At 69.3% G+C, this 19,245-nt stretch carries 15 protein-coding genes; 5 read left to right on the forward strand and 10 right to left on the reverse strand.

Annotated elements, in window-relative coordinates:
• The first annotated feature begins 73 nt into the window (after positions 1 to 73).
• Positions 74 to 1,018 carry a UDP-glucuronic acid decarboxylase family protein gene (locus tag CCR97_RS03315; RefSeq protein ID WP_111357963.1) on the forward strand — a complete coding sequence of 315 codons (945 nt, stop codon included), beginning with the start codon at positions 74 to 76 and terminating at the stop codon, positions 1,016 to 1,018.
• Between the two features lie 239 nt (positions 1,019 to 1,257).
• Here CCR97_RS03315 and CCR97_RS03320 read toward each other — a convergent pair whose 3' ends face one another.
• Both CCR97_RS03320 and CCR97_RS03325 read right to left on the reverse strand, forming a co-directional pair.
• Entirely contained in the window at positions 1,258 to 2,145 is an 888-nt protein-coding gene (locus tag CCR97_RS03320; RefSeq protein ID WP_111357962.1) for a tetratricopeptide repeat protein, read from the reverse strand.
• A 172-nt stretch (positions 2,146 to 2,317) separates the two neighbouring features.
• The gene (locus CCR97_RS03325) at positions 2,318 to 3,484 is read right to left on the reverse strand and encodes a 4-hydroxybenzoate 3-monooxygenase (protein WP_111357961.1); all 1,167 of its coding nucleotides are present in this window, start codon (positions 3,482 to 3,484) and stop codon (positions 2,318 to 2,320) included.
• 419 nt (positions 3,485 to 3,903) lie between these two features.
• On the opposite strand from CCR97_RS03325, the gene CCR97_RS03330 reads away from it, so the two are divergent.
• Both CCR97_RS03330 and CCR97_RS03335 read left to right on the forward strand, forming a co-directional pair.
• Positions 3,904 to 5,454, forward strand: coding sequence for a DEAD/DEAH box helicase (locus tag CCR97_RS03330; protein WP_111357960.1), 1,551 nt, complete (start codon positions 3,904 to 3,906; stop codon positions 5,452 to 5,454).
• 321 nt (positions 5,455 to 5,775) lie between these two features.
• A complete protein-coding gene (locus CCR97_RS03335; protein ID WP_111357959.1) occupies positions 5,776 to 6,846 on the forward strand; it encodes a GGDEF domain-containing protein in 1,071 nt (356 codons plus the stop codon).
• An 18-nt stretch (positions 6,847 to 6,864) separates the two neighbouring features.
• Here CCR97_RS03335 and CCR97_RS03340 read toward each other — a convergent pair whose 3' ends face one another.
• The 7 genes from CCR97_RS03340 to CCR97_RS03370 all read right to left on the reverse strand — a co-directional run bounded on the left by CCR97_RS03340 (position 6,865) and on the right by CCR97_RS03370 (position 14,106).
• Positions 6,865 to 7,278, reverse strand: coding sequence for a HesB/IscA family protein (locus tag CCR97_RS03340; protein ID WP_111357958.1), 414 nt, complete (start codon positions 7,276 to 7,278; stop codon positions 6,865 to 6,867).
• Between the two features lie 53 nt (positions 7,279 to 7,331).
• Complete coding sequence (locus tag CCR97_RS03345; protein WP_111357957.1) at positions 7,332 to 7,739, reverse strand: SUF system Fe-S cluster assembly protein; 408 nt, start codon at positions 7,737 to 7,739, stop codon at positions 7,332 to 7,334.
• Positions 7,736 to 8,980 carry a cysteine desulfurase gene (locus CCR97_RS03350; RefSeq protein WP_111357956.1) on the reverse strand — a complete coding sequence of 415 codons (1,245 nt, stop codon included), beginning with the start codon at positions 8,978 to 8,980 and terminating at the stop codon, positions 7,736 to 7,738. The genes CCR97_RS03345 and CCR97_RS03350 overlap by 4 nt, the downstream gene beginning before the upstream one ends.
• Positions 8,981 to 9,019: 39 nt before the next feature.
• Complete coding sequence (sufD, locus tag CCR97_RS03355; RefSeq protein ID WP_201159297.1) at positions 9,020 to 10,366, reverse strand: Fe-S cluster assembly protein SufD; 1,347 nt, start codon at positions 10,364 to 10,366, stop codon at positions 9,020 to 9,022.
• A 49-nt stretch (positions 10,367 to 10,415) separates the two neighbouring features.
• The gene (gene sufC / locus CCR97_RS03360) at positions 10,416 to 11,174 is read right to left on the reverse strand and encodes a Fe-S cluster assembly ATPase SufC (protein ID WP_111360152.1); all 759 of its coding nucleotides are present in this window, start codon (positions 11,172 to 11,174) and stop codon (positions 10,416 to 10,418) included.
• A 113-nt stretch (positions 11,175 to 11,287) separates the two neighbouring features.
• The gene (gene sufB / locus CCR97_RS03365) at positions 11,288 to 12,787 is read right to left on the reverse strand and encodes a Fe-S cluster assembly protein SufB (RefSeq protein ID WP_111360151.1); all 1,500 of its coding nucleotides are present in this window, start codon (positions 12,785 to 12,787) and stop codon (positions 11,288 to 11,290) included.
• Between the two features lie 137 nt (positions 12,788 to 12,924).
• Complete coding sequence (locus tag CCR97_RS03370) at positions 12,925 to 14,106, reverse strand: cysteine desulfurase family protein (RefSeq protein WP_201159298.1); 1,182 nt, start codon at positions 14,104 to 14,106, stop codon at positions 12,925 to 12,927.
• Positions 14,107 to 14,437: 331 nt separating this feature from the next.
• On the opposite strand from CCR97_RS03370, the gene CCR97_RS03375 reads away from it, so the two are divergent.
• Positions 14,438 to 15,118 (forward strand): alpha/beta hydrolase, encoded by a 681-nt coding sequence (locus CCR97_RS03375; protein ID WP_111359419.1) that lies wholly within the window; start codon positions 14,438 to 14,440, stop codon positions 15,116 to 15,118.
• Between the two features lie 45 nt (positions 15,119 to 15,163).
• Here the strand turns inward: CCR97_RS03375 and CCR97_RS03380 are convergent, their stop codons facing one another.
• Positions 15,164 to 17,278: a methyl-accepting chemotaxis protein gene (locus tag CCR97_RS03380; RefSeq protein ID WP_201159299.1), complete on the reverse strand. Its 2,115-nt coding sequence runs from the start codon at positions 17,276 to 17,278 to the stop codon at positions 15,164 to 15,166.
• A gap of 521 nt (positions 17,279 to 17,799) precedes the next feature.
• On the opposite strand from CCR97_RS03380, the gene tyrS reads away from it, so the two are divergent.
• Complete coding sequence (tyrS, locus tag CCR97_RS03385) at positions 17,800 to 19,056, forward strand: tyrosine--tRNA ligase (RefSeq protein WP_111359420.1); 1,257 nt, start codon at positions 17,800 to 17,802, stop codon at positions 19,054 to 19,056.
• Positions 19,057 to 19,245: the final 189 nt, after the last annotated feature.

Consider the following 19,245-nt stretch of genomic DNA (forward strand, 5'->3'; position numbering starts at 1 on the left):
CCCCCTTGTTGTCGCGGCCCGCTCCTGCCACAAGCACCCGGCATTCGACGGGCACCCCCGCGGAGACGGCTTCATGGACGACACCTCGATCCTGGTGACCGGCGGCGCCGGCTTCCTCGGCTCGCATCTGTGCGACCGGCTGGTGGCGGCCGGGCACGAGGTCCTGTGCATCGACAACTTCTACACGGGCTCGCGCCGCAACGTGGCGCATCTGCTGGGCAAGTCCAATTTCGAGCTGTCGCGGCACGACGTGACGTTTCCGCTCTATGTCGAGGTCGACCGCATCTTCAACCTCGCCTGCCCGGCGAGCCCGGTGCACTACCAGTTCGATCCCGTCCAGACGACCAAGACGAGCGTGCACGGCGCCATCAACATGCTCGGCCTCGCCAAGCGGGTGAAGGCGCGCCTCCTGCAGGCGTCGACCTCCGAGGTCTACGGGGACCCCGAGATCCATCCGCAGCGCGAGGACTACTGGGGCCGGGTCAACCCGATCGGGACGCGCAGCTGCTACGACGAGGGCAAGCGCTGCGCCGAGACGCTGATGTTCGACTACCACCGCCAGCACGGGCTGGAGATCAAGGTGGTGCGCATCTTCAACACCTACGGCCCCCGCATGCATCCGAACGACGGCCGCGTGGTGTCGAACTTCATCGTCCAGGCGCTCAAGGGCGAGGAGATCACGATCTACGGCGATGGCCAGCAGACGCGCTCGTTCTGCTACGTCGACGACCTGATCGAGGGCATGCTGCGGATGATGGACACGCCGGCCGAATTCGTCGGCCCGGTCAACATCGGCAATCCGGGCGAATTCACCATGCTGGAGCTCGCCGAGCTGGTGCTGAAGCTGACCGGCAGCCGCTCGAAGCTCACTTTCAAGCCGCTGCCGGCCGACGACCCGAAGCAGCGCTGCCCGGACATCGGTCTCGCGCAACGGACGCTCGGCTGGGCGCCGACCGTGTCGCTGGAGGACGGCCTGAAGCCGACCATCGCGTATTTCAAGGGCGTTTTGGGCGTGTGAAACGGGCTTGTGTGAGCGGGCTTCTCACCTCTCCCCGCTGGCGGGGAGAGGTCGGAGTTCGCGCCGCAGGCGCGAAGTCCGGGTGAGGGGGCGCCGCCGCGAGTCTCTACGCCTGGGACCTCTGCATCAGCTCTCTGCATCGGGGAAAGGCCCTCTCACCCGCCGCGCTGCGCGCGTCGACCTCTCCCCGCACGCGGGGAGAGGTTAAGAGGAGCCCCGCGGCGCGGCCCGCGACCTGATCACTTCGAGCGCAGGCGCTGCAGGCTGCTGCGGCTGTTCGCGTCGGAGGGATCGTAGGAAACGGCGCGCTCGTAGTCGTCGATGGCGAGATCGATGCGGCCGCGCCGCTCGTTGGCGTAGCCGCGCCACACGATGGCGCTGAACGCCTTCTCGTCGAGCTCCAGGGCCCGGTCGAAGTCCGCCACGGCGGCCTCCCACTCCTCCGTCACCAGCGCCGCATAACCGCGGCCGAGGAACGCGAAGAAGCGGTCGTTGCGATCGCGCAGCGCCGCGCGGAGCGCCCGGTTGTAGTCGGCCTTGGCCTCGTCGTAGCGCTCCAGATTGATCTTCGCCTCGGCGCGGGCGAGCAACGAGCGGCCGTCCTGCCAGTCGAGCCTGATGGCGTCGTTGTAGCTCTCGATGGCGCGATCGTGCGCCCCCATCGCGGCATGCACGCGGCCGATCGCATACGGATAGACGGGCTTGCGCGGCTCGATGCGGGCCCCCGTCGCGAAGTCGGCGAGGGCGTCGGCGAAGCGGTGGCGGCGCAGATAGAAATAGCCGCGGTCGAGATACATGGCCGGGTCGTTGCGGGACAGCGCGACGAGCTCGCTGAAGTCCGCCTCGGCCCGCTCGAAGTCGGCGACCTTCTCGTACAGCGAGGCGCGGGTGCGCAGCACCATGCGGCGGTCGGCGCCGTCCGGCAGGGTCGCCTTGATGGCCGCCTCGTCGACCGCGAAGCCGCGGGAGAGCGAGTTCAGGGCCTCGCGCTGGGCGTTGGCGTTGAGCTGTCGCGTCAGCTTCTCGGAGAACGACTCGGAGCGCCCCGGCTGGGACCACAGCGCGAGGCCGAGCAGCCCGAGCAGCAGCGCGATGTCGAGACGGCGGATGCGGGGGACGGTGATCATTCCAGACAACTCCACACCCGAACAGGCTAGCGGAGGTCGGTTACGGAAGCCCTCGCCGACGACCGCAAAATCCCGTCGTTCTCGATGCAAATGCCGTCCGTCCCGGCAAGCCGCCGTTCACCCTCTGTCGGGTCGCGTCGTCTCCATTCGCGCCGCCGCCAAACGGCCGCCGTCAGGCGAGCGGCAGCCCCGAATAGTTCTCGGCCAGCGCCGTCGCGGCGGCGACCGAGCCGGCCACGTAGCCGATGTCGGCCTGCTGGCGGCGGCGATCGAAGGCGGTCTCGTCGGGAAAGCGGTGCAGGAGCTGGGTCATGAACCAGGAGAAGCGCTGCGCCTTCCACACCCGGTCGAGACACGTGCGCGAGTAGCCGGCGAGCGCGTCGTCGCGGTTCTGCCGATAATGCGCGGTGAGCGCGCGCGACAGATAGACGACGTCGGCGAAGGCGAGGTTCATGCCCTTGGCGCCGGTCGGCGGCTGGATGTGGGCGGAATCGCCGGCCAGGAACAGCCGGCCGTGCTGCATCGGCTCGACGACCACGCTGCGCATCGGCGTCACGCTCTTCTGGAGAACCTTTCCGCGCGCCAGCGCGCACGAGCCGCCGAGGCGGGCCTCCAGCTCGTCGAACACCTGGCTGTCCGACCAGCGCTCGGCGTCCTCGTCCGGCGCGCATTGCAGATAGAGCCGCGACAGCGTCGGCGAGCGCATCGAGAACAGCGCGAAGCCGCGCTCGTGATAGGCGTAGATCAGCTCGTCGGCGGGCGGCGGCGACTCCGACAGGATGCCGAGCCAGCCGAACGGGTAGCCGCGATCGTAGACGGTGAGCACGCCGTCCGGGATGGACGGCCGCGCGATGCCGTGGAAGCCGTCGCAGCCGGCGACGAAGTCGCAGGTGATGGTCCTCGCCTCGCCGCCGTGCTGGAAATGCACGACAGGACGGTCGCTCTCGATCCCCTCCAGACCGGTCGCCTCGGCCTCGAACAGGATCTCGCCGCCCTGCGAGAGCGACAGTGCGATCAGATCCTTCACCACCTCCTTCTGGTCGTAGATGGTGACGATTCGCCCGACGAGCTGCCGGAAGTCGATGTGATGCAGCCGGCCGTCGCTGCTCAGCTTGATGCCGTCGTGGACCATCCCCTCGCGCTGCAACCGCTCGCCCGCCCCGATCTCGATCAGGAGCTCGCGTGCCCAGTGCTCGAGCAGCCCCGCCCGGACCCGCTGCTCGACATAGGCCCGGCTGCGGGATTCGAGGACGACGGAGGAAATCCCCTCCCGCCTCAGCAGCAGCGACAGCATGAGCCCGGCCGGACCCGCGCCGATGATGGCGACCTCGGTGCGCATCGTCTCCTCCCGAATGATTATTGTTGGTCTGCAACCTCCTGTAGGAGGTCGGCCGGGCCCCGGAGAAGACCGTCGAGCGGGAAACGCTGGCACATTTCCCCCGCCGCCCGGACCCGGCCGCATCCACCCCGGGACGGCCGTCGGCGCGGTTTCGGCGCCGGGCCGGCGCGCGCCCCGGTGCCGACCGGGGCCGAAGAGGTCGCCCGCGGAATCGGTGCAAACCCCGACTGTGACGAAGAAACGACAGGAATTTTCGGCGTTTACTTAACTCATCGCGGCGCGGAGCATTGACATTGCAACCCGTCCCCCTATGTTGTCGGGCGTCGGTTCGCCGTATGTTCGACCGTCCATCCCGCACACCGTCGTCGATGTTTTGACCGGCACGGCTGGACCCTGCGGGCGTTCACCTTCGAGGATCCATGTCTTTCGCCAATCTCGGCCTGTCCGAAAAAGTGCTCGATGCGGTCGCGTCCGCGGGTTACACCGCGCCGACCCCGATCCAGGAACAGGCCATCCCGCACGTCCTCGCCCATCGTGACGTGCTCGGCATCGCCCAGACCGGCACCGGCAAGACCGCCGCCTTCGTTCTGCCGATGCTGACCAAGCTCGAGCAGGGCCGCGCCCGCGCCCGGATGCCGCGCACCCTGATCCTCGAACCGACGCGCGAGCTCGCCGCGCAGGTCGAGGAGAGCTTCATCAAGTACGGCAAGAACCACAAGCTCAACGTCGCCCTGCTGATCGGCGGCGTGTCGTTCGGCAATCAGGACACCAAGCTGACGCGCGGCGTCGACGTGCTGATCGCGACGCCCGGCCGCCTGCTCGACCACACCGAACGCGGCGGCCTGCTGCTCACCGGCGTCGAGCTCCTGGTGATCGACGAAGCCGACCGCATGCTCGACATGGGCTTCATCCCGGACATCGAGCGCATCTGCAAGCTCGTCCCCTTCACCCGCCAGACGCTGTTCTTCACCGCCACCATGCCGCCGGAGATCCGGCGCATCACCGAGCAGTTCCTGCACAATCCCATGAAGGTCGAGGTCACCCGTGCGGCCAGCACGGTGGACACGATCACGCAGGGCCTCGTGAAGGCCGGCCGCGAGCCGCACGACAAGCGCGAGGTGCTGCGCCGGCTGATCCGCCAGGCCGAGGGCCTGAAGAACGCGATCATCTTCTGCAATCGCAAGCGCGAGGTCGCGACCCTCTACCGCTCGCTGCTGCGCCACAAGTTCTCCGTCGTCGCCTTGCACGGCGACATGGACCAGAGCTCGCGCATGGCGGCGCTCGACCAGTTCCGCAAGAACGAGGTGACGCTGCTGGTCGCCTCCGACGTCGCCGCCCGCGGCCTCGACATCCCGGACGTCAGCCACGTCTTCAACTTCGACGTCCCGCACCATGCCGACGACTATGTCCACCGCATCGGCCGCACCGGCCGGGCCGGACGCTCGGGCACAGCGCTGACCCTGGTCACCGGGGCCGACAGCAAGGCCGTGGCGGCGATCGAGAAGCTGATCGGCCGCACCATCGAGTGGCACGGCAATCCGCCCGCCGACGACCTCGCCGAGGACGACGGGCCGCGCGAGCCGGTCCGCATGGGGTCTCGCATGCCCCGTCGTGGCCGCGGCCAGGCGCAGGACGGCGAGGGCCGCCCCGCCCGCGGCCGCTCGCGCGACGGCCAGCCGCGCGACCGTCAGGAGTCGCGCGAGGCGCCGGAGCTCGGCCAGGAGCGTGGGAACCAGCCCCGCGCCGCCCAGGACCGTGGCAACCAGGAGCGCGGCACCCAGGAGCGCGGCAACCGCGACAAGGCTCCGCGTCCGGCGGACGACTCGCGTCGGCCCGGCCGCGGCAAGCGGGACGCCACCGTCACCCCGCTGGAGACGGCCCGCCGCCGCGCATCACGCGACGAGGCGCCGGACGACATCGAGAATTGGCTGCCCGCCTTCCTGCTGCGCCCAGTGCGCGTGAAGGCCTGACCGCCCGCCGACGCCGCCCTCGGTGCGGGCCACCCCGCCCTCGGCGTCCGGCCCGCGTGGCGCGTCGCGCCACCCGACGGTTTCGCGCTCTGCTCTCTTTCAACGGTCCTTGCGCTGGGCGTTCATGCTCGAAATCCGGGCGAAATGTCGGCGTTCTAGTCTTCTAGGCCTATGTCTGGGACACCGCCCTACCCGTTCGGGTGATCGGGTTTATCACAGCCCGTTTACGTCAAATTTAGCCCGCCGCCTTAACGTCCGATCAGACGGTACGAGGCGCCACCGGGCGCCCGGCCGTACTCCCCACAGGGTTGGAGTACGCGGATGTCGGGCAGGGCGGACGATTTCGATCGCACCATCTCCTTCGCGAAAGTCGCCCTCGACCAGATCGAGGCGCTGCGCATCTCCGCGGCGCCGCGCCACTACGAGCTTTGGTACCACTACGCGACCGGCTACAACGCCCCCCTGAACGCCGCCATCAACGACCGCCTCGCGCAGACCGGCAAGCTGTCGACCGACGAGGTCGACCGGCTGCACGCGCAGTTCTTCGCGCCGTCGCGGCTCGGCGAGCAGATCGAGTCGATCGGCGGCAAGGTCGCCGGCAAGATCGATCAGATCATGGCCGTGATCGACGCCGCCATGGGTTCCACCAGCCGGGCGACCGAGACGCTGGCCGACGCCAGCGACCAGCTCGGCCACGCCGAGGACGCCACCGCCATCCATCAGGTGATCGGCGATCTGCTGCGCACCGTGAAGGAGATGGAGACCAGCAACCGCGAGCTCGAGCAGCGCCTCGGCGCCTCCAAGGGCGAGATCGCCAAGCTGCAGCAGAACCTCGAAGAGCTGCGCAGCGAGAGCCTGACCGATCCGCTGACCACGCTCGCCAATCGCAAGTGCTTCGACGACGCCCTCGTCCGTCTGGTCGAGCAGGCCGCGACGCAGGGTCAGGCGCTGTCGCTGATCCTCACCGACATCGACCACTTCAAGCGCTTCAACGACACCTACGGCCATCTCACCGGCGACCAGGTGCTGCGGCTCGTCGCGCTGTCGGTGAAGCAGAACGTCAAGGGCCAGGACGTCGCCGCCCGCTACGGTGGCGAGGAGTTCGCCGTCATCCTGCCGGAGACGCCACTGCGCGCCGCCACCACGGTCGCCGACTACATCCGTCGCGCCGTGATGGGCAAGGAGCTGATGAAGCGCTCGACCCGCGAAATGCTGGGCCGCGTCACCATCTCGTGCGGCGTCGCGACGCTGCGCCCGGCCGACACCATCCACAGCCTGATCGAGCGCACCGACGCCTGCCTCTACGCGGCCAAGCGGTCCGGCCGGAACATGGTGGTGTGCGAGACCGACCCCGAGGTCGTGCCGCTCGACACCAAGCGGATCGCCTCGTAGCGGCTAGTGTCGGCGCGATCACGCCTCGACCTCGGCCGGCTTGATCTGGACCGACTCGCCGCAGCCGCAGGCCGAGACCTGGTTCGGGTTGGTGAACACGAAGCCGGCGGAGAGCTTCTCGGTCTTGAAATCCATCTCGGTGCCGAGCAGGAACAGCACGGCTTTCGGATCGACCAGCACCCGCACGCCCTTGTCCTCGATCACCTCGTCGGTCGGCGCGACCGCCGATGCATATTCCATCGTGTAGGACATGCCGGCGCAGCCGCCGTTCTTGACGCCGATGCGCACGCCGGCGATCGGCGTCTCCGCCTTCGCCATGATCTGCTTGAGCCGCGACGCCGCCGCGTCGGTCAGCCGGATCACCTGCGGGCGCGGCCGCCGGGATGCCGGCGCCCTGCTCGCGGTCTGTGAGCTCACGACCTCTTGCGCCATCTCGTCTCTCCTTCGCGGCCGGGGGGCCACCGCCGAGGCGCCGCGACCGGCGCCTACCACATGTTGAGAACGACCCGCGCCTCGTCCGACATCCGGCTCGGGTCCCAGGGCGGGTCCCACACCACCGCGACATCGACCGGGCCGACGCCGGCCACCGTCAGCACGGCATTCTCCACCATGGTGGGAAGCTCCTGGGCCGAGGGGCAGTTGGGCGTCGTCAGGGTCATGTCGACCGCCACCGAGCGGTCGTCGTTGATCTCGATCCGGTAGATCAGGCCGAGCTCGTAGATGTCGGCCGGTATCTCCGGGTCGTAGACGGTCTTCAGCGCCGCGACGATGTCGTCGGTCATGCGCCGGATCTCCTCAGCCGGCAGCGCCGAGCCGGACGGCGCCGAGACCGTCGCGTTCGCGCCGGCAGCCGCCGGGGCAGCGGATTCGGCCGCCTTCGTCGTTTCGTTCATGCAAACATGTCCTGCGCCTTGATCAGGGCCTCGGTCAGACGGTCGACCTCTTCGACCGTGTTGTAAAGCCCGAAGCTGGCCCTGCAAGTGGCGGTGACGCCGAACCGCGCCAGGAGCGGCATCACGCAGTGGGTGCCGGCCCGCACTGCGATACCGGACCGGTCGATGATGGTGGCGATGTCGTGCGGATGGGCGCCTTTCATCTCGAACGAGACGATGGCCCCCTTCTCGCGCGCCGTGCCGATGATGCGGAGCGAGTTGATCTCGCGCAGCCGGTCGGTGGCATAGGCGAGCAGCTTTTCCTCGTGCGTCCGGATGCGGTCGCGGCCGATGGAATTGATGTAGTCGAGCGCCGCGCCGAAGCCGATCGCCTGGACGATCGCCGGGGTGCCGGCCTCGAAGCGGTGCGGCGGGTCGCCGTAGGTGACCCGGTCCTCGAACACCTCGCGGATCATCTCGCCGCCGCCGAGGAAGGGCGGCATCTTGTCGAGAATGTCGTAGCGGGCGTAGAGGGCGCCGATGCCGCTCGGGCCATAGAGCTTGTGGCCCGTGATCACATAGAAGTCGCAGCCGATGTCCTGGACGTCGACGTCGAGATGCACCGAGCCCTGCGCGCCGTCGACCAGCACCGGAATGCCGCGGGCGTGCGCGATGCGCACCACCTCCTTGACCGGCACCATGGTGCCGAGCCCGTTCGACATCTGGGTGATGGCGACGATCTTGGTACGGTCGGTCAGCAGCTTCTCGAACTCGTCGAGGAGAAAATTGCCCTCGTCGTCGACCGGCGCCCACTTGATCACGGCGCCCTGGCGCTCGCGCAGGAAATGCCACGGCACGATGTTGGAGTGGTGCTCCATGATCGAGAGGACGATCTCGTCGCCCTCCCCGATGCGCTCGCGCCCGAAGGTCTGTGCGACCAGGTTGATCGCCTCGGTGGCGTTGCGGGTGAAGACGATCTCCTCGGCGCGCGCCGCACCGATGAACGCCCGCACCTTCTCGCGCGCACCCTCGTAGCCTTCGGTGGCGGCATTCGCCAGGTAGTGCAGGCCACGGTGCACGTTGGCGTATTCGTGCGTGTAGGCGTGCGTCAGCCGATCGAGCACCGCGGTCGGCTTCTGGGCCGAGGCGGCGTTGTCGAGATAGACGAGCGGCTTGCCGTAGACCTTCAGCGACAGCGCCGGAAAGTCCTCGCGGATGCGGGCGACGTCGTAGGAGCCGTTCTGTACCGCAGGATGGGTCATGTGATGCGCACGCGCGGCCCCGACGGACCGCGTCTCGTGCTACTCCCGTGCCTCGAGCCACCGCGACGTCGCGGCCGTCAGGGCATCGCGGATGCCCTCGTTGGTCACCGTGTCGATCGCCTCGCCGACGAAGGACTGGATCAGCAGCGTCTCGGCCTCCTTCTTCGGGATGCCGCGCGCCATCAGGTAGAATAGCAGATCCTCGTCGAGCGAGCCGGCCGTCGCGCCATGGCCGCAGACGACGTCGTCGGCGAAGATCTCGAGCTCCGGCTTGTGGTCGGCTTCGGCCGTCTCCGACAGGAGGAGCGCGTGCGAGGCCATCTTGCCGTCGGTCTTCTGCGCGTCGGGGCGCACCACGATCTTGCCCTGGAAGACGCTGCGGCTCTCGCCGTCGAGCACGCCCTTGAAGATCTCGCGGCTGACGCAGCCGCCGATCGCATGGTCGACGACGAGCGTCGCGTCGGCGTGCTGGCGGCCCTTCAGCATGGTTGCGCCGTTGAGCGACAGCGCGATTCCGGAGCCGTCGCAGCGCACGAAGAACTGGTTGCGCACCGCGGCGCCGCCGAGCGCGACGACGAGATCGTTGTAACGAACATGCGGGCCGAGCGCCGCCGTCAGCGTCGCGACGTGCAGGGCGGACGCGCCGTCGAGCCCGATCTTGACGTGATCGATCTCGGCGCCGTCGCCGGCGACGAGGTCGAGAGCGGTGTTGATCTGATAGTCGAGGCCGTCCGGCCCCTCGTGGCTCTCCACCAGCGTGACGGCCGCGCCGGCCCCGACGCTCACCAGCGAGCGGGTGTACACGGCCGCCGGCACCGGGCCGGTGAAGCAGAAGACGAGATGGATCGGCCGCGCGATCCTCGCGCCGGGCGCGACCCGGATCACGGCGCCGTCGCCCATGAACGCGGTGTTGAGCGCGAAGGCGACGTCCTTCTCGGCCGGGCTCTGGGCGCCGAGCTGCCCCGTCACCTCGGAGTCGCCCCGCGTCAGAGCATCGGCGAGCGAGCCGATCGACAGGCCGGGCTCCAGCCCGTCGAGATCCGAGAGGTCCTTCACCAGGACGCCGTCGGCGATCACGACGCGGCGCAGGTCGACACCGGCCAGGAGGGCGCCGGGGGCGCGCGCCCGCACCTTGCCGATCTCGCCCGGCGGCTGCGCCAGCGGCTTCGCCTCGCGCATCAGGGCGCGCAGATCCGTGTACTTCCAGGTCTCGACGCGCCGGGTCGGCAGGCCGGCAGCGGCGAAGGTCTCGAACGCGGCCGCGCGGCGCGCGCTCACCGGCGCCGCGCCGGGCAGCCGGTCCTTCACGCCGTCGAAGGCGGTCGCGATCGCCTGCTCGGCGTCGGTCCTCGCGGAATCGGTGTTGGCGGTCGTCGGTCGGGTCATGATCAGGTCATCCGGAATTCGTCGCGGGCTCGGAGGGCGCGATCTGCGATCAGGCCGCCGCCTCCTGCTCGTAGTCGGCGTAGCCCTTGGCCTCAAGCTCGTGCGCCAGCTCTTTGCCGCCGGTGCGAACGATACGACCACGCGAAAACACGTGGACGATGTCCGGGACGATGTGGTTGAGCAGCCGCTGATAGTGCGTGATCACGATCATGCCGCGCTCGGGCGAGCGCAGCCGGTTCACGCCCTCGGCCGCGATCTTCAGCGCGTCGATGTCCAGCCCCGAGTCGGTCTCGTCGAGGATCGCGAGCTTGGGCTGGAGCAGCGCCATCTGCAGCACCTCGGCGCGCTTCTTCTCGCCGCCCGAGAAGCCGACATTGACGGGGCGCTTGAGCATCTCGGGATCGATCGAGAGGTTCTTGGCCTCCTCGCGCACCCGCTTCATGAACTCCGGCGTCGAGAGCTCCGGCTCGCCGCGCTTCTTGCGCTGCGCGTTCATCGCGGTCCGCAGGAACGTCATGGTGGCGACGCCCGGGATCTCCATCGGATACTGGAAGGCGAGGAACAGGCCCGCCGCGGCGCGCTCGTCCGGCGCCATGTCCAGCAGCTCTACGCCGTCGAGCAGCGCCTCGCCGCCGGTCACCTCGTAGCCGTCCTTGCCGGACAGCACATGCGCCAGCGTCGACTTGCCCGAGCCGTTCGGGCCCATGATGGCATGCACCTCGCCCGGGTTCACGGTGAGGTTCACGCCCCGGAGGATCTGACGGTCCTCGACGGAGGCCTCGAGGTTCTTGATTTCCAGAAGCGACATTTCGATTTCACCTCGTGTTGTCCCGCCCTGCATCGCAGCGGCCGGGCGTCACGCGTCAAATGGGATGAGGGTCCGCGCGGCGTGTCTGCACATCGCCGCCGCGGACGTGTCGATCAGCCGACCGAGCCTTCGAGGCTGATGGAGATCAGCTTCTGCGCCTCGACGGCGAACTCCATCGGCAGGTGCTGGAGCACGTCGCGCACGAAGCCGTTGACGACCAGCGCCACCGCTTCTTCCGGCGAGAGACCGCGCTGCATGCAGTAGAACAGCATGTCCTCGGAGATCTTCGAGGTGGTCGCCTCGTGCTCGAACACGGCGGAGGCGTTCTTCGCCTCGATGTACGGCACCGTGTGGGCGCCGCAGTGCGAGCCGATCAGCAGCGAGTCGCAGTTGGTGAAGTTGCGCGCGCCGGTCGCCTTGCGGTGCGCCGAGACGAGGCCCCGATAGGTGTTGTCGGAGCGCCCCGCCGCGATGCCCTTGGAGATGATCCGGCTCGTCGTGTTCTTGCCGAGATGGATCATCTTGGTGCCGGAATCGACCTGCTGGCGGCCGTTCGAGATCGCGATCGAGTAGAATTCGCCGCGCGAGCCCTCGCCGCGCAGGATGCAGCTCGGGTACTTCCAGGTGATGGCCGAGCCGGTCTCCACCTGGGTCCACGAGATCTTCGAGCGCGCCCCGCGGCAGTCGCCCCGCTTGGTGACGAAGTTGTAGATGCCGCCCTTGCCTTCCGAGTCGCCCGGGTACCAGTTCTGGACCGTCGAGTACTTGATCTCGGCGTCGTCGAGCGCGATCAGCTCGACCACGGCGGCGTGGAGCTGGTTTTCGTCGCGGCGCGGCGCCGTGCAGCCTTCCAGGTAGCTCACATAGGAGCCCTTGTCGGCGATGATCAGCGTGCGCTCGAACTGGCCCGTGTTCTTCTCGTTGATGCGGAAATAGGTCGACAGCTCCATCGGGCAGCGCACGCCCGGCGGGATGTAGACGAAGGAGCCGTCCGAGAACACGGCCGAGTTCAGGGTGGCGAAGAAGTTGTCGGTCACCGGCACGACCGAGCCGAGATACTTCTGCACCAGCTCGGGATGCTCGTGCACGGCCTCCGAGATCGGCATGAAGATCACGCCGGCCTTCTTCAGCTCCTCCTTGAAGGTGGTCGCCACCGAGACCGAATCGAACACCGCGTCGACCGCGACCCGGGTGCCGCCGGCCGGGCCTTCGGTCCCGTCCTCGCGCACCACGCCGGCGAGGATCTCCTGCTCGCGCAGCGGGATGCCCAGCTTCTCGTAGGTCCGCAGGATCTCCGGATCGACGTCGTCGAGCGACTTCGGCGCCACGAAGGCCTTCGGGGCGGCGTAGTAGTAGAGGTCGGCGTAGTCGATCTTCGGATAATCGACGCGCGCCCAGGTCGGCTCGTCCATGGTGAGCCAGCGCCGATAGGCGTCCAGCCGCCACTCCAGCAGCCAGGCGGGCTCGTTCTTCTTGGCGGAGATGAAGCGGACGATGTCCTCGGACAGTCCCTTCGGCGCCTTCTCGGTCTCGATCTGCGTCTCGAAACCGTACTTGTACTGGTCGACGTCGATGCTCTTGACCTGCTCGACGGTCTCCTGCACGGCCGGCATCTCATTCCCTCCACTGCGGTTTCAAGGACCGCGGGTTGGATGTTGCCCTATGGTGTTCGTCCTGCGGAAGATCACCTGCGATGATGAACGGGGCGGTTGCGGCCGGTCGGGTCCCGACCGGCTCACATGTGAACGGGTCACGCGGCAATACCGCATCCTCCCTTAGATAGTCTACGTACGAGCTGCTTCCAAGCGTCGACGAAGGTCGAAACGTCGCGTTCACTGGTTGTCGGGCCGAGGCTCACCCGCACGGCGCCGGCGGCCAGATCGGCCGGCACGCCCATCGCGGCGAGCACCTGCGAGGCGCCGACCTTGCCGGACGAGCAGGCCGCACCAGACGATACGGCGACGCCGGCGAGGTCGAGAGCGATCACGGCCGTTTCGGCCTTCAGGCCGGGATGCGTCAGGAGGCTGGTGTTGGGCAGGCGCGGCGCGCCTTGCGCGATCACCACGGTCCCGGGGGCGGCCGCCGCCGCTCCGGCTTCCAGGGCGTCGCGCAGCGCCGCCATGGCGGCGCCGGCGGTGGCGAGATCGCGCACCGCTGCGGCCGCCGCCGCGCCGAAGCCGGCGATCGCCGCGACGTTCTCGGTGCCGGCGCGGGCGCCGCGCTCCTGCCCGCCGCCCGTCAGCACCGGCGCGGTGACGTGGATGTCGCCGGACCGCAGCACCAGGGCTCCGACACCCTTCGGACCGCCGATCTTGTGGCCGGACAGCGTCATCAGGTCGGCCCCGAGCGCCGCGATGTCACAGGGAAGCTTTCCGGCGCTCTGGACGGCATCGACATGCAGGATCCCTCCGGCCGCGTGGACCAGCTCCGCCGCGGCGGCGATCGGCTGCACCACCCCGGTCTCGTTGTTCGCATGCATGAGCGATACCAACGGCCGAAGCCCAATCTTTTCAACGGCAAGCGTCGCCAGCCGGGCTTCCAAGGCGGCCAGATCGACAATTCCGTCGGACGTCACCGGCAGGATGTCGACAGCGTTCGTCGGAAACCGGCCACCGGCCCGCACCGACGGATGTTCGATCGCCGACACCAGGAGCCGGTCGCGCGGCGCCGCGTCCGGTCCGACCGCGAGCCCCGGCGTCAGGGCCAGGGTGTTGGCCTCGGTGCCGCCCGAGGTGAAGACGACGTTCCGCGGCGCCGCGCCGACCAGCCGGGCGACGACGGCGCGGGCGTCCTCGACCAGTGCACGGGCCGCCCGTCCCTCGGCATGTACGGAGGACGGGTTGCCGGCGTCGAGCGCCGCCAGCATCGCGGCACGCGCCTCCGGGCGCAGCGGCGCGGTGGCGTTCCAATCGAGATAGGCGCGCTCGCTCATGGTCTTGGGGCGGAGTTCCGGGTCCGAGAGAGGTACGAGGCCGCGGTCCGGGCGGATCAGCCGCCGGCCCCATCGCGGACGGCATTCCGGGCGACGGGCCGGCCCGGCTGCGCCGGCTGCACGAAAACCTTGCTTTTCGCCCCGGTGCTCATGCTAGACCATGGCGCCGCGCCACCGACCGGCGTCACCGCCGTCCAACGGCCAGGAACCATTCCGGAAATTCGAGGCGTCGTAGTCAGATAGGCGGGCCACGCCGGCGACGTCAAGGGCGCCGCGGCGGGGTCGGGGCGGCGGTGCCGCAGCACTGCCCGGCAGGACGAGGTTCGAGAGCATGCCTGAGGTCATCTTCAACGGGTCCGCCGGCCGGATCGAGGGGCGCTATCACCCGTCGCGGGTGAAGAACGCGCCGATCGCCATCGTGCTGCATCCGCATCCGCAGTTCGGCGGCACGATGAACCACCAGATCGTCTACCAGCTCTATTACGCCTTCGCGCACCGCAACTTTTCGGTGCTGCGCTTCAACTTCCGCGGGGTCGGCCGCAGCCAGGGCTCGTTCGATCACGGCCAGGGCGAGCTGTCCGACGCCGCCTCGGCGCTCGACTGGGCCCAGGCCATCAATCCGGAGGCGCGCGGCTGCTGGATCGCCGGCTTCTCGTTCGGCGCCTGGATCGGCATGCAGCTGCTGATGCGGCGGCCCGAGATCGAGGGCTTCATCTCGATCGCCCCGCCGGCCAATCTCTACGACTTCTCGTTCCTGGCCCCCTGCCCGTCGTCCGGCCTGATCGTCCATGGCGAGCGCGACGCCGTCGTGCCCTACAAGGACGTCCAGACGCTGGTCGAGAAGCTCAAGACCCAGAAGGGCATCGTCATCGAGCAGAAGGTGATCCCGTCGGCGAACCACTTCTTCGACCAGAAGATCGAGCCGCTGATGCAGGCCATCACCTCGTATCTCGACAAGCGCCTCGCCACCGCGACCACCCGCCCCGAGCCGCGCGGCCGCCGCACCGGCTGATCCCGACCCGGCCCTCGGCCGGCGAGCGCCCCGTCACGCCGCCGGTCAGGCGGCCCGGACGGTCGCCAGGAACTTCTCGACCTCGAGCTCCAGCCGGTTGCTCTCGCCGGCGAGCGCCCGCGCCGAAGCGAGAACCTCGGCCGAAGCCGCTCCGGTCTCGCCGGCGCCGCGACTCACCGCTCCGATGGTCGTCGCCACCGTGCCGGCGCCGGTCGACGCCTCCTGCACCTCGCGGCCGATCTCCGACGTCACGGCGCCCTGCGCCTCGACGGTCGCGGCGATGGTCGACGCGATCGTGGCGATGCGGCCGATGGTCGAGCCGATCTCCTTGATGGCGGCGACCGAGTCCTCGGTGGCCGCCTGCATGCCGGCGATCTGGCCGGAGATCTCGCCGGTCGCCTTGGCGGTCTGCCCGGCCAGCGCCTTCACCTCCTGGGCGACGACCGCGAAGCCCTTGCCGGCCTCGCCGGCCCGGGCCGCCTCGATCGTGGCGTTGAGGGCCAGCAGGTTGGTCTGCTCGGCGATCGCCGTGATCAGCTTGACGACGTCGCCGATGCGGGCGGCGGCCTGGGACAGCTCGCCGATCCGCCGGTCGGTCTGCTCGGCCTGGCGGACCGCCTCGGCGGCGATGCGGGTCGAGTCCTTCACCTGGCGGCTGATCTCGTCGACCGACCGGGTCATCTCGCCGGTCGCCGTGGCGACGTTGCGGATGCTGGTCGACGCCTGCTCCGAGGTCGACGCCGCGGTGGCGGACAGGTCGCGGGTCGTCTCGGCCGTCCGGGTCAGGGTGCCGGCCGACGCCTCGAGCTGGGTGGCCGCCGACGACACCGTCTCGACGATCTCGCCGACCGCCGCCTCGAAGGATTCGGCGAGCCGGTGCATCTCCCGGCGGCGAGTTTCGGCCGCGCGGCCTTCCGCTTCGGCCTGCGCCTCGGCGTCGCGCCGCGCCGTCTCGGCTGCCTTCACCTTGAACGCCTCGACGGCACGGGCGATCTCGCCGATCTCGTCGCCGCGGTCGACGCCGGGCAGCGCGACGTCGAGGTCGCCATTCGCCAGCGCCCGCATCCCGCCGGTGAGCTGCGACAGCGGCCGGCCGATCCGCCGCCAGGCGATCAGAATGCCGACGAGGCCGACCATGACGGCGAGTGCCAGCACGCCGGCGTTAATCAGGAGCCCGCTCCGGGCGGCCGCCGCGCCCGCCTCGGCATGCGCGATGATCGCCTCGAGCGCCCGGGTCGAGATGGCGACCAGCGCATCGAGCGACACATTGGCGATGCGGACATACTCGTCGTTGCCGATCGGCGACTCGCGCCCCTCGCTCAACGCCTTCTCGATCTCGGCGCGCGCCTTCGGATAGGTCTCGAAGCGCTTCGTCTGGGCGTCCGCGACCGCAGCCACCACGGCCGCCGGCACGCCGGGCCGGACCGCCAGGCCCTTCACGACCTGCCAGGCCGCATCGGTCTGGCCGCCGAGCGCCTGGCGCTGGTCGCGCAGCTCCGGCGGCAGGGCACGCTTCTGCAGGATCTGCTGGACCGCGGTGCGCTCGCGGCCGCCGGCCGCCCGCGCCAGCCAGGCCGCGTCCTTGATGCCGACGAGCTCGGCGACCACCGGATCGACCATGCGGATCTTGTCGCCGAGCGCGGCCGAGACCCGCTCGTACTCGTTGCCGATGGTCTGCGCCGTCTGGAACCACTCCTTGGCGAGACCCGCCGGACGCTCCTTCAGCGGCAGCTTGACGGCGGCGTCGGCCTTGGCACGCACCGCGGCGACATCGGCCAGCATGCGGCGCAGCGTTCCCGGGACATCGCCGTCGGCGCAGCGCAGCCGGCTACAGGCCGCCAGCACGGTCTCGATCGCCGGCGCGGCTTTGCTCCGGAACGTCGCGAACTGTTCGCCGAGGCGGGCATCGGCCGGCGCCTCGGCCTGCAGGGCGACGAACATCATGCCGCGCTCCACCACGGTGTTCTGGATGACGTCGAACAGCGCCCGGTTGGCGACGGCGGCCTCCTCCATTTCCGCCGTGAGCGCGGCCTGCGTCCACGACTCGCGCAGCGCCAGACCGGCCTGAACGCCCATGATGACGGCGCTGACGCCGAACAGCGCATAGAGCGTGGTGGTGATCTTGAGGCCGCGAGCGGAGCGGGTCGACAAGGAGGTCATCGGGGACATGTCCCGGGGCTGCGCGGCCGGCCGCGGTCGAGCGCCGGGCCCCACCGGAAGAATTTCCGCGGCATGCGGCAGTAGAACCAAAGTTATTTAAGAAATTCTGACGAGATCGTGCCGCGCCGGATCGCAGACCGCAGCCCGATGCTTCCTCTATCGAAACGAAAAGCCGGACCATAACTTTCGGTTGCGCGGATCACGCCGCGGCGGATCGCGGCGCGGCGAAGCGAGAGGCGCCGTCGCGCCTCGTCGGCCCGCCGTGGCCGCACGACGACGCTTTGCCCGACGCCGGCCCCGCGACCGCTCCCGATTGCATCGGCGCCCCGACCGGGCTTCGGCGGACGGCGGGGTCTGCGGGCGCGCCGTTTGAAATCGGCGATGGACCTGATACATCACCGGCCCGAGGCCGGGTGCGTCGAGCGCGCCCGCGCGCGGTTCGCCACGACGCTTCCGGCGATGCCTGTTCGGCGGCGCGACGCGACCGCGACGCCTGTCTCCCCGCAGCGAGGACGAGGGTCATGAGCACGTACGAGTCCGATTTTCTCCGCACCCTGGAGAGCCGCGGCTTCATCCACCAGGTGTCGGATGCGGCCGGGCTCGACGCGCTGGCGAAGAAGAACGCGCTCGTCGCCTATGTCGGCTACGACTGCACGGCGGCGTCGCTGCATGTCGGCCACCTGATCACGATCATGATGCTGCACTGGCTGCAGCAGACCGGCAACAAGCCGATCGCGCTGATGGGCGGCGGCACGACCCGGGTCGGCGATCCCTCGGGCCGCGACGAGACCCGCAAGATGCTCACCTACGAGCAGATCGACGACAACAAGAACAGCATCAAGCGGGTGTTCTCGAACTTCCTGACCTTCGGCGACGGCAAGACCGACGCCGTCATGGCCGACAACGCCGAGTGGCTGACGACGCTCAACTACATCGAGATGCTGCGCGAGGTCGGTCGCCACTTCTCGATCAACCGCATGCTGACCATGGACTCGGTGAAGCTCCGGCTCGAGCGCGAGCAGGAGCTCTCCTTCATCGAGTTCAACTACATGATCCTGCAGTCCTACGACTTCGTCGAGCTGGCCCGGCGCTACGGCTGCAACCTGCAGATGGGCGGCTCCGACCAGTGGGGCAACATCGTCAACGGCATCGATCTCGGGCGCCGCATGGGGACGCATCAGCTCCACGCGCTGACCTGCCCGCTGCTCACCACCGCATCGGGCGCCAAGATGGGCAAGACCGCGGCCGGCGCCGTGTGGCTCGACGCGGCGATGCTGAGCCCGTGGGACTACTGGCAGTTCTGGCGCAACACCGAGGACGGCGACGTCGTCTCGTTCCTCAAGCTGTTCACGCTGCTGCCGCTCGCCGAGATCGAGCGCCTCGCCGCGCTCGGCGGCGCCGAGATCAACGAGGCGAAGAAGATCCTCGCCACCGAGGCGACCGCCCTGGTGCACGGCCGCGCCGCGGCCGACCAGGCTGCCGAGACGGCCCGCAAGACTTTTGAAGAAGGCGCCCTCGCCGCGACCCTGCCGACCGTCGCCGTCTCGCGCGACGAGCTCGACAAGGGGCTGGGCGTTCTCGTCGCCTTCGCCGAGAAGACCGGCCTCGTCGCCTCCAACGGTGAGGCCCGCCGGCAGGTCAAGGCCGGCGGCCTTAAAGTCAACGACGTGACCGTGACGGACGAGAAGATGCAGCTCGGGCCGCAGCACCTCGGCGGCGACGGCGTGATCAAGCTGTCGCTCGGCAAGAAGAAGCACGTGCTGCTGAAGGCGGAGTGAGGCGGAGGGCGGCGCGGTCGCCGGCTGCGCGGCCACTCGGCACAGTTGCTCCTCATGGTGAGGAGCGGCCGCAGGCCGCGTCTCGAAGGACGTGGCCCGCCGAGGCCGGCCGAGGCCGGTGAGCCGGACCCTCGACACCCCCTCACCCGGATCTCGCGCTATCGCGCGAGATCCGCCCTCTCCCCGCCG

The organism is Rhodoplanes elegans (genome assembly GCF_016653355.1).
In the GTDB taxonomy this organism is placed as follows: Bacteria; Pseudomonadota; Alphaproteobacteria; order Rhizobiales; family Xanthobacteraceae; genus Rhodoplanes; species Rhodoplanes elegans.

Coding starts and splice junctions, on each gene's coding strand:
- CCR97_RS03315 (WP_111357963.1), top strand. CDS start 74: ATGGACGACACCTCGATCCTGGTGACCGGCGGCGCCGGCTTCCTCGGC.
- CCR97_RS03320 (WP_111357962.1), bottom strand. CDS start 2,145: ATGATCACCGTCCCCCGCATCCGCCGTCTCGACATCGCGCTGCTGCTC.
- CCR97_RS03325 (WP_111357961.1), bottom strand. CDS start 3,484: ATGCGCACCGAGGTCGCCATCATCGGCGCGGGTCCGGCCGGGCTCATG.
- CCR97_RS03330 (WP_111357960.1), top strand. CDS start 3,904: ATGTCTTTCGCCAATCTCGGCCTGTCCGAAAAAGTGCTCGATGCGGTC.
- CCR97_RS03335 (WP_111357959.1), top strand. CDS start 5,776: ATGTCGGGCAGGGCGGACGATTTCGATCGCACCATCTCCTTCGCGAAA.
- CCR97_RS03340 (WP_111357958.1), bottom strand. CDS start 7,278: ATGGCGCAAGAGGTCGTGAGCTCACAGACCGCGAGCAGGGCGCCGGCA.
- CCR97_RS03345 (WP_111357957.1), bottom strand. CDS start 7,739: ATGAACGAAACGACGAAGGCGGCCGAATCCGCTGCCCCGGCGGCTGCC.
- CCR97_RS03350 (WP_111357956.1), bottom strand. CDS start 8,980: ATGACCCATCCTGCGGTACAGAACGGCTCCTACGACGTCGCCCGCATC.
- sufD (WP_201159297.1), bottom strand. CDS start 10,366: ATGACCCGACCGACGACCGCCAACACCGATTCCGCGAGGACCGACGCC.
- sufC (WP_111360152.1), bottom strand. CDS start 11,174: ATGTCGCTTCTGGAAATCAAGAACCTCGAGGCCTCCGTCGAGGACCGT.
- sufB (WP_111360151.1), bottom strand. CDS start 12,787: ATGCCGGCCGTGCAGGAGACCGTCGAGCAGGTCAAGAGCATCGACGTC.
- CCR97_RS03370 (WP_201159298.1), bottom strand. CDS start 14,106: ATGAGCGAGCGCGCCTATCTCGATTGGAACGCCACCGCGCCGCTGCGC.
- CCR97_RS03375 (WP_111359419.1), top strand. CDS start 14,438: ATGCCTGAGGTCATCTTCAACGGGTCCGCCGGCCGGATCGAGGGGCGC.
- CCR97_RS03380 (WP_201159299.1), bottom strand. CDS start 17,278: ATGACCTCCTTGTCGACCCGCTCCGCTCGCGGCCTCAAGATCACCACC.
- tyrS (WP_111359420.1), top strand. CDS start 17,800: ATGAGCACGTACGAGTCCGATTTTCTCCGCACCCTGGAGAGCCGCGGC.